At 41.9% G+C, this 9,380-nt stretch carries 9 protein-coding genes; 5 read left to right on the forward strand and 4 right to left on the reverse strand.

Translation table 11 applies throughout. The features are described from left to right. Window positions 1–38: 38 nt before the first annotated feature. The 4 genes from MHN32_RS22970 to MHN32_RS22985 all read right to left on the reverse strand — a co-directional run bounded on the left by MHN32_RS22970 (window position 39) and on the right by MHN32_RS22985 (window position 1,140). Complete coding sequence (locus tag MHN32_RS22970; RefSeq protein WP_010369616.1) at window positions 39–260, reverse strand: EF-hand domain-containing protein; 222 nt, start codon at window positions 258–260, stop codon at window positions 39–41. A 106-nt stretch (window positions 261–366) separates the two neighbouring features. Next, entirely contained in the window at window positions 367–588 is a 222-nt protein-coding gene (locus MHN32_RS22975; protein ID WP_239422919.1) for an EF-hand domain-containing protein, read from the reverse strand. A 65-nt stretch (window positions 589–653) separates the two neighbouring features. After that, the gene (locus tag MHN32_RS22980) at window positions 654–875 is read right to left on the reverse strand and encodes a calmodulin (RefSeq protein WP_010604274.1); all 222 of its coding nucleotides are present in this window, start codon (window positions 873–875) and stop codon (window positions 654–656) included. A 43-nt stretch (window positions 876–918) separates the two neighbouring features. Next, window positions 919–1,140, reverse strand: coding sequence for an EF-hand domain-containing protein (locus MHN32_RS22985; RefSeq protein ID WP_010369619.1), 222 nt, complete (start codon window positions 1,138–1,140; stop codon window positions 919–921). A 373-nt stretch (window positions 1,141–1,513) separates the two neighbouring features. Here MHN32_RS22985 and MHN32_RS22990 point away from each other — a divergent pair, with 373 nt between their 5' ends. The 5 genes from MHN32_RS22990 (at window position 1,514) to MHN32_RS23010 (ending at window position 9,176) form a co-directional block, all read left to right on the forward strand. Continuing rightward, on the forward strand, window positions 1,514–2,884 hold the full coding sequence (locus MHN32_RS22990; protein WP_239422916.1) for a sensor histidine kinase: 1,371 nt from the start codon (window positions 1,514–1,516) through the stop codon (window positions 2,882–2,884). After that, window positions 2,881–3,417 (forward strand): hypothetical protein, encoded by a 537-nt coding sequence (locus MHN32_RS22995; protein WP_010604276.1) that lies wholly within the window; start codon window positions 2,881–2,883, stop codon window positions 3,415–3,417. The genes MHN32_RS22990 and MHN32_RS22995 overlap by 4 nt, the downstream gene beginning before the upstream one ends. Then, window positions 3,414–4,742, forward strand: a complete 1,329-nt coding sequence (locus MHN32_RS23000; protein WP_102058495.1) for a sigma-54 dependent transcriptional regulator — start codon at window positions 3,414–3,416, stop codon at window positions 4,740–4,742. Before MHN32_RS22995 ends, MHN32_RS23000 begins: the two co-directional genes overlap by 4 nt. 183 nt (window positions 4,743–4,925) lie before the next feature. Beyond that, complete coding sequence (locus tag MHN32_RS23005) at window positions 4,926–6,878, forward strand: methyl-accepting chemotaxis protein (protein ID WP_239422917.1); 1,953 nt, start codon at window positions 4,926–4,928, stop codon at window positions 6,876–6,878. Between the two features lie 129 nt (window positions 6,879–7,007). After that, window positions 7,008–9,176 carry a S9 family peptidase gene (locus tag MHN32_RS23010; RefSeq protein ID WP_239422918.1) on the forward strand — a complete coding sequence of 723 codons (2,169 nt, stop codon included), beginning with the start codon at window positions 7,008–7,010 and terminating at the stop codon, window positions 9,174–9,176. The last annotated feature ends 204 nt before the right edge of the window (window positions 9,177–9,380 follow it).

Genomic DNA, 9,380 nt, shown 5'->3' on the forward strand with positions numbered 1-9,380 from the left:
TAAATACTGTTCGTTTTATAAAATTGGAGGGCTACTGTTTAGCCTTTAAAGTTTGCGAATTCTGTTTCGCTTAGCTCGCCATTTGCATCAGCGTCTAGCTCTTTAAATTGCTCTGCAAGTGCAGTATGCGCTTGTGCTTCACTCATGCTGATTGTGCCGCTTTGGTCTGTATCTAGCGCTGCGAAGTCTTCACCCGCCATTGCATTAACAGACGCGAAAGATAAACCTGTGATTGAAAGTGCAATTAGTACGTTTTTCATCATTTATTCCTCAAAAATTTAAATACTGTTCGTTTTATAAAATTGGAGGGCTACTTTCCTCAAAAATTTAAATACTGTTCGTTTTATAAAATTGGAGGGCTATTGATTAGCCTTCAAAATTTGCGAATTCTGATTCACTTAACTCGCCGTCAGCGTTACCGTCTAGTTGAGTAAATTGCTCAACAAGATTGGGATTTACTTTCGCTTCGCTCATGCTGATTGTGCCACTACCATCGGCATCGTATTTGGCAAAGTCGTCACCAGCCATTGCATTAACTGAGGCCATTGACAGGCCAGCAAGGGAAACTGCTACTAGTAGATTTTTCATCATATTCTCCTTAAAATTTAGTCTTGGCGGAGAGTCCGAAGACTCACCGATACCAAACTTTCAAATTAGCCTTCAAAGTGCTCGTACTCTGACTCGCTTAGCTCGCCATTACCGTCAACATCAAGTGTCTTGAATTGCTCAGCTAACTTAGGGTTAACCTGCGCCTCACTCATGCTGATCGTGCCGCTGCCATCTGTGTCGTACTTTTCGAAGTCATCCATCGCCATTGCCGATGCTGAAACTAATGTCATACCTGTAATTGAAAGTGCTGCTAGTAAATTTTTCATGATCTTCTCCTAAACGATTAAAGTGATGCGATAACTGGGCGAATTAACCTTCGTAGTTATCAAATTCTGCTTGGCTTAGTTGACCGTCTTGGTCAGCGTCTAGCTCGTTGAATTGAGCAAGAAGGCCTTCATCTGCTTTTGCTTCTTCAATAGAGATGTAACCGTCACCATTCATGTCTAATTTGTCGAAATCCGTGTTTGCGTGTGCACCTACTGATGCCAAAGTCATTACTGCTGCTGATACTGCGATTGCTAAATTTTTCATCGTGCTTTCCTCGTAAGATTAAAAACTAAATTCTGTGTTAAACATTTTGCTGTTAAAGCTAAAACTGATTTTGCATTTGTTTTTGCGTTTCGTTTTTCGCTTTCGAGATAACTATTCCAACTTTGATGCCAACATTGAAAAAACACCGTTTATCAATGAGTTAAGTTAAATCACTTAAAAAGATTAAGGTTGGATTAAGGCTGGCTGTTGCTAAATGGCAACAGTTAAAAAAGCGAAAAATAAAAAGTCTTTATTTTTCTTGAAGTTAGATTGTCGCAGCTTTGCAACAGGTAAATTTTTGGGTAGAAAATTTTGCAAATCTCGCAACACCATTTGATTGAAATTTGTGCACCCTTTTTAAGGATTTAGCATCGTGAAAAAAATTTTTTCTCAGTCATTACAAAAACAGGCACTTATTGCCATGTTTATTGGTGTGCTTCCAATACTCACATTGACTTTGTGGTACGCCCAGGCACTGTCCAAAAACCAACAAAAAACACAGGATATTTATAATAAAAATCAAAAACTTATTCTTGAATACAATTTTGTGAAAGCAGATATCAGTGCGCTTGAAAAAGCACTGCAAAATAATCAGCTGCTGCAAAGTGAAACACTGCAAGAAAGCATCGAGCAGAAGTGGCAAAATACCAAAAAACGCATTCAATTATTAAAAATAAATCTACCCGACTCGCTGTTTGTTGCTAAATGGCGACAATTCGCGCCAGATGAAATCAATGCCACTTCAAAAGCTGAAGAGTTCCAACAATTGGTTAAGGTGCTTAATCAATTCGAGGAAAGCTTTCAACAAACACTTAATAAGCGCTTATCAGATCAAGAATCCCATTTCGTGCAGCTGCAAACATGGTTTATGTTTGGTCTCGTTATCTTGCTACCCACCCTTATCGTGATCAGCATCTTTTTGATCAACCGGATTTGTCAGCAACTTAATCAGGTAGAATCTGCGGTATCTGAGGTAGGTAAAGGTAATTTTGATAAGTCGGTTGAACTCTCTGGCAGTCATGAATTGCAGCAATTGGGTGACAGGCTAAATTGGTTAAGGCTCGAACTTAAGCGTATTCAACAACAAAAAGAAACCTTCTTGCGCCATGTTACTCATGAGCTTAAAACCCCTTTAGCATCGTTAAACGAAGGAAGCAGCTTATTAAATAGTGGATTGCTTGGAGATGTTAATCCAAAACAACAACGTATTCTCATCATTATGGAAAACTCTGTTGCAAAGCTTGGCTCATTGATCGATGATTTGCTCAGCTATAGTGCAGCCAGTCACCCAGATAGCCTACATCACGACGCCGAAATGAATCTTATCCAAGAGGAAGTCTCTAAGCATCTTAGCGATAAGCTAGGAAAGACTGATGTGATAGTGAACTGGCAAAATCATGATGAGCTAAAAGTGCCTTATCTTCCGTGCAAATTAGTGTTAACTCAGTTAGTGAGCAATGCCATCGATCATGCTAAAAGCAATGTCACTATTTCAATTGAAGAGCAAAATGGTGATGTATTGCTGATAGTCCGTGACGATGGTGATGGCATAGACGTCAATGAAGCCGATTCATTATTCCAACCGTTTGTTCGTGGTGAGAAAAATAAAAATAATAATGGTAGTGGCTTAGGTTTAGCCATTGTCTCTGAGTGTGTGAAGCAATTAAAAGGCGATGTGAAATGGCTATCAGTAGAATCTGGCGCCAGTATTCAAGTCGCTTTTCCAAAAAGGGATCCAAAATGAAATACATCGCATTAAGTATCACGCTATTTTTGCTCAGTGGTTGTGCCACAACAGAACAAAAGGTCGAGCAGACAAAGCAGTTTATTGGTCCTGTAAAAACAGAAACCAGCGCTAAGTTTGTGCCTTTAGCTGAGGTGATCAAAGCCTTAGTCAGCCAGTGCGCTAAAAAACATAACGTGACATTTAACGATTACTATAAAGGTGCGCTGCACTTACAAGGCTTTATTCACACCTATTGCGGTACAGACTCAACAACCAAGCAACTTAAAGCCATTGAAGAAGTAAAACTACAAGATTACTGGCCAGAAGATTACAACATTTGGTTTGAGTCGTTAGCTTGGCATACCCAAAGCCTTCGTGAGCAAAAAATCAGTAATTATTACTCTGACAATAAGGCGCAACAGCACCAAGAGCAATTGTTACAAACCCAAAAGCAGCTTGCCGAGCTGAAACAAAAGCTTGCCGACATAGAAAAACAACGTTTAGAAACCGATCTTTCTGAAAACCCATCACTTGAGGAGGATTCACTATGAGTCAAACACAACAGGGCGCAAAGTTACTTTTAGTGGATGACGATACATCTTTAACCGAGCTACTGGCGATGCGTTTAGAAAGCCACGGCTACGACGTTGAAGTAGCTCATCGCGGTACGCAAGCGTTAAATATCCTCAAGCAAATGCCTATCGACTTGGTCATCACCGACTTGAAAATGGCGCACATGAATGGCTTTGAACTTAATGAGCAAATAAAGAAGTATTATACCGGCATGCCCGTTGTCATGATGACCGCTCACGGCTCGATTCCTGACGCTGTTGACGCCATGCAGCAAGGCTTTGTGAGCTTTTTAACCAAACCCATTGACTCTCAGCAAATGCTCGATGTCATCAATGAGGCGCTTGCAGGAAAAGTAAGAACCGCACAAACCTCAGATCCAAATAACTTCCATGGATTGTTATTCCAAAGTGCTGCAATGCGTCAATTGGTACAGCAAATTCAGGCGCTTGCCAGCAGCAACGCAAACATTCTTATCCAAGGCGAGAGCGGTACCGGTAAAGAAGTGACAGCAAAAGCAATCCATTTGGCCAGTAACCAAGCGCAAGGCCCATTTATTGCAATTAACTGTGGCGCAATGCCCGCTCACCTGTTGGAGTCTGAACTATTCGGCCATAAAAAAGGCGCGTTTACCGGCGCGGTGAGCGACAAAGAAGGCTTAGTACAAGCAGCAGATGGTGGCACCCTATTCCTCGACGAAATTGGCGATATGCCGCTTGATTTGCAAGTTAAGCTACTGCGTGTTTTACAAGAACGCACCGTTCGCCCTGTGGGCGGCCAAACCGAGCACAAGGTCAATGTTCGTTTTGTCTCTGCAAGCCATAAGAACATTCAAAGCGCCGTTGCCGAAAAGCAATTTCGTGAAGATTTATACTATCGATTAAACGTAGTGTCTGTTGAAATCCCAAGCTTAAGAGAGCGATTGGAAGATATTCCACTACTTGCATCACGCTTCTTAAGTGCACTTAGCGATGGCGAAAAGCAATTTAACCAACAAAGTATTACGCATTTGTTGAATTATCATTGGCCGGGTAACATCCGTCAGCTCCATAATATCGTAGAGCACTGTGTTGCTATTACTCCGGGTAAAATGATCACTGAAGATATCGTACAAAAAGCCCTGCCTAAGGATAAAGAGCAGAATGCGTTTACGGGGTTAAATGAAGCAAAACGCCAATTTGAGTATGACTACATCCAAAAAGTACTGGCGCTTTGCGAAGGGAATGTATCGGAAGCTGCAAAACTTGCGCAACGTAATCGCTCTGATTTTTACAAATTACTTAAAAAACATGAGATCCAATGCTAAACCTATTAGAGGGGTAAAATTAGTTTTAATTTCTGAAGCGCGTTGATTGGTCAAATTTACCACTGCAAAGTGTTTATAATACGGATTTGAACGAGCCACACCCGTGGCTCAGATTTTGCCCTGAGAATATGCGCTCCTCCTAGGAGCATAATAAAAACACTCGGATAGTTAAGGGTTGTCTGTATGAAAATGCGCAAAAAGCTCATTATTAGCTTTGTTCTCACTGTGATCATTCCTATTTTAGCGATTTCTGTGGTCAGCATTTCTCAGACCAAAAGTGACTCTCTCGATAAATTTCTTGATGCATCCGGCAATGAGATACGGCAAGCCGAACAGTCTTTTGTACTGTTTTTTGAGCAGATGAAGAAAAATGCGCGCTTCCTCGCCGAGTCTAGGGCCGTGCAGCAAGTAAGCCAAGATACCACTACTTATTTTGGTGCAGAGAAGCCCATGACCCCGCTACAAAACGGTCAAACAGAAGCCAATATTTTTGAGCTTTACCGCGCATTTGGGCAAACCCATGAAGAATTACTGTTTGTGTATCTTGGTACTGGTTCCGGTGGTTTTATTCAGTATCCTGCAGAGCCCCTTGGCGATTACGATCCAAGAAAACGCCCTTGGTATCAAAATGCTTCAAAAGATCCAAGCAAAGTTATCCTTACCGAGCCTTATCAAGGGGTAACGGGGCAAGCCATGGTCTCGGTTGCCACAGGTATAAAGCATGATGGCAAAGTGATTGGCGTGCAATCATTAGATGTAACACTCGCTACACTGACCGATATTGTTAGCAATATTCGTCTTGGGGAGTCTGGGTATTTAATCCTCCTTGATGCCGACGGCACTGTACTTGCCGATCCTAAAAATAAAAATAACAACTTTAAACACATTAAAGATCTCACTAGCCCACTCTACGAGGCTATACGAAGCGCCACAAACGAACCCTACCTTACCATTGAAACTGATAACAAAACCTATGACGCTAAGATTTATCGCTCCGACACTCTTGGCTGGCAATTTATCGCGGTGATTGATGAAGATGAAATCTTGGCTTCAGCTTACGATATGACGATTAGTATCACTATTATCGCGTTCATCATGGTAATTCTGTTTATTATCATTGCAATAACGCTTGCCAATAAGATAGTTGAACCTATTGAAATGGTGTCTGAAGGCTTAAAAGAGATAGCACAAGGTGAAGGCAATCTTTCTAAACGTTTAAAAGTCGTCACCCACGATGAAATTGGGGAACTGGCCGCGTGGTTTAATAAATTTTTGGACTCAATTAATTCGCTCGTAAAAGATATTCAAAGCAATGCCTCGACATTGAATGATGCCGCGTTAGGATCACAAAAAAGTATCAACGATATCCGTAATCAATGCCATACGCAGGCTGAAGACTCCGCCAGCGCGACTACGACTACCGAAACCGTGGAGCAGCTTGCCACCGAAATTAGTGAAAGCTGCAGTCATACTTTAGAGGATGTCGTCACTGCGGACGATCACGCTCAGCGTGGTAACAGCACAATAGAAAGTACCGTATCGCAGGTTGCGAGGCTTAATCATTCGTTGGCTGAGTCCGCCAGCGCCATGAACCAACTCGAAAGTGAAAGCCAAGATATCACTAATATTTTAGGGGTGATCCGTTCTATCGCAGAGCAAACTAATCTTTTGGCATTAAATGCAGCGATTGAGGCTGCCCGTGCAGGTGAACAAGGTCGGGGCTTTGCAGTGGTTGCTGATGAGGTAAGAACGCTTGCGCAGCGCTCACATGACGCCACACAGGAAATAGAGCAAGTGTTAACTAACCTCATCGCACAAACGAGGACGGTATCGGCCCAAATGACGTCGAGCGTAGGCGAGTCTGAGACAGCTATCAAACAATCACAAAGCGCTCAGCAAGCGTTTACTGATATCGCTCAGGCAGTGTCGAGAATTAAAACTTCGGTTTCAAATATCGCGTCACAAGCCTCATTACAAGGAGAAAATGCAGGCCACACTAGACGTTTGATTGACTCGGTGGATGTTTCCGTACGACAAGTCGGAGAAGAAACGGCAGCATTAAACGCAGGTGCTGACCAATTAGTTAGCTTAGCCAAAGACTTAGAGCGTTTGGTTGGCCGCTTTGATATTAATTAAGTCGCTTACGTTTCGAATGGCTAAACCCAGTCTCTACAATTGTTATAAAATATCGTCTCAATTAGTTGTCCTTATAATAAGAACTAGATAGACTCGATGGATGGATTGATTTATTACAGAAGAATAAAAATGAAGAAATTTAAATTTACATTAGTAGCAGCATCTTTGGTTGCTGTACTTGGTTGTCAAGAAGCGCCATCTCAAAACGCAACATCTGACGTTAAAGCAGAACAGTCCGCAGCCGTTGTGGCGCCAGTTGCAGAAAAGATCCCACACAAGACGACCATTCACGGTCAAGAACTTGTCGATAATTATCACTGGCTACGTGACGATACTAGAAGCAATGAAAAGGTGCTGTCACACTTAACCAAAGAAAATGCCTATACCGACAGCAAGCTCGTAAACACAGAGCAACTACAACAAACCTTATTTGAAGAAATAAAGAACAAAGTGGTTAAAGATGACCGCAGCGTGCCGGTACTAAACGGCAGTTATTATTATTTTAGTGCCACTGAGGGTGACAAAGAATACTTCACTTATTACCGCAGTGAACACAAAGATGGTAAAAATGCGGAAGCTATCTTTGATGCGAATATCCGCGCTGAAGGTCAAAACTACTACGGTGTTGGTGGTATTTCCGTTTCAACCAACGAAAATCTATTAGCTTTTGCTGAAGATACAGTAAGTCGTCGAATTTATACTATCCGAATCAAAGATTTAACAACAGGTAAGTTACTGGACGATACAATCGAAGGTGCGTCAGGCCCTATCGTTTGGGCGAACGATAACAAGACCATCTATTACATCAAAAAAGATCCGGTTACTTTGCTCGGTTATCAAGTATTCCGTCATACTCTAGGCACAGCGCAAAGCACAGATGAACTGATTTACGAAGAAAAAGATAACAGCTATTACACCTATATCTCAAAGAGTAAAGACAAGAGCAAAATATACATTCACCATTCCAGCACCGAGGCATCAGGTGTTTCTTTACTAGATGCAGATAATGCAAAAGCAACTCCTGAGCGCTTTATTCCAAGAGAAAGTGGTCATGAATATAGCATTGCTAAACTTGGCGACTGGTATTACATCCACACCAATAAAGATGCCGTAAACTTTAAGCTGATGCGCGTTAAAGCCAGTGATGCAAGTGATATTTCAAAATGGCAAACCGTTGTACCGCACAATGCCGATGCAAAACTAGATAGCTTTGAGCTATTTAATCAGCACCTTGTTTACGAAACGCGTGAAAATGGCCTTAGCCAAATCACCGTATTAAATTTAGATAATAACGAAAGCAAGCGTTTAACCTTTAACGACCCGGCTTACGCAGTGTATTTAACTGGTAATGCAAATTTAGACGCAGGCGCAGTAAGAATTGGTTATCAGAGTATGACGACCCCGGCTTCTGTGTATGATGTCGACCTTGCTAGTTTAGACAAAACACTATTAAAGCAAGACAAAGTATTGGGTGACTTTGCACCTGAAAACTACCAATCTGAACGTATTTTTGTCACCGCACGTGACGGCATAAAAGTACCAGTTTCAATTGTTTATCGTAAAGATAAGTTTAAGCAAGATGGTTCTAACCCGCTACTACAATACGGTTATGGTTCATACGGTTCTAATGTTGAGCCAACTTTCTCTATAAGCCGTTTAAGCCTTTTAGATCGTGGTTTTGTCTATGCTATTGCGCATATTCGTGGTTCAGAAACGCTTGGCCGTCCTTGGTATGATGATGGCAAAAAGTTAAATAAAAAGAACACCTTTAACGACTTTGTTGATGTCACAAAAGCACTCGTTGAGCAAAAGTATGGGGATGCTTCACGTATTTATGCCAGAGGTGGCAGCGCAGGAGGTCTATTAATGGGTGCAGTCATTAACCAAGCGCCAGAGTTGTACGATGGTGTACACGCAGCAGTTCCATTTGTAGACGTGATCAATACCATGCTTGACGAAACCCTACCGCTGACCACAAATGAGTACGACGAATGGGGCAACCCAAATGAGAAGACGTATTTTGACTACATGCTGTCTTACTCACCTTATGATCAAGTTAAAGCCCAAGCATATCCAAACCTGCTTGTAACCACGGGTTTGCATGATTCTCAGGTGCAATACTTCGAGCCTGCGAAATGGGTCGCTAAGCTACGCGAATACAAAACAGATGATAATCTACTGCTTCTAAAAACTGATATGGAAGCCGGCCACGGTGGTGCGTCTGGTCGCTTTAAGCGTATCCACGATGTCGCATTAAGTTATAGTTTCTTTATCGCACTCGCTGAAAATAAACTGTAGCCATCGGTCGTATCATACAAGGAGGCTTCAGCCTCCTTTGACTACCTCTTGCCAAACTATTCAACTAACTTTCTTTAGTACACATCTGTCCTAAAAAGATCTAAATAACCTGAGGTTTGGATAAGGAATGTTCCAACTCATTGTTGCTAAAGCACAACTTAGTTTTTTCCTTGTCTAGCCAGAGAGTTTTAGGGAAAACACCGC

This window comes from Pseudoalteromonas sp. Of11M-6 (genome assembly GCF_022347905.1).
In the GTDB taxonomy this organism is placed as follows: Bacteria; Pseudomonadota; Gammaproteobacteria; order Enterobacterales; family Alteromonadaceae; genus Pseudoalteromonas.

Bases quoted from the DNA above. Each gene is read 5' to 3' on its own strand.
- MHN32_RS22970 (WP_010369616.1), bottom strand. From the start codon at position 260: ATGAAAAACGTACTAATTGCACTTTCAATCACAGGTTTATCTTTCGCG.
- MHN32_RS22975 (WP_239422919.1), bottom strand. From the start codon at position 588: ATGAAAAATCTACTAGTAGCAGTTTCCCTTGCTGGCCTGTCAATGGCC.
- MHN32_RS22985 (WP_010369619.1), bottom strand. From the start codon at position 1,140: ATGAAAAATTTAGCAATCGCAGTATCAGCAGCAGTAATGACTTTGGCA.
- MHN32_RS22980 (WP_010604274.1), bottom strand. From the start codon at position 875: ATGAAAAATTTACTAGCAGCACTTTCAATTACAGGTATGACATTAGTT.
- MHN32_RS23000 (WP_102058495.1), top strand. From the start codon at position 3,414: ATGAGTCAAACACAACAGGGCGCAAAGTTACTTTTAGTGGATGACGAT.
- MHN32_RS23010 (WP_239422918.1), top strand. From the start codon at position 7,008: ATGAAGAAATTTAAATTTACATTAGTAGCAGCATCTTTGGTTGCTGTA.
- MHN32_RS22995 (WP_010604276.1), top strand. From the start codon at position 2,881: ATGAAATACATCGCATTAAGTATCACGCTATTTTTGCTCAGTGGTTGT.
- MHN32_RS23005 (WP_239422917.1), top strand. From the start codon at position 4,926: ATGAAAATGCGCAAAAAGCTCATTATTAGCTTTGTTCTCACTGTGATC.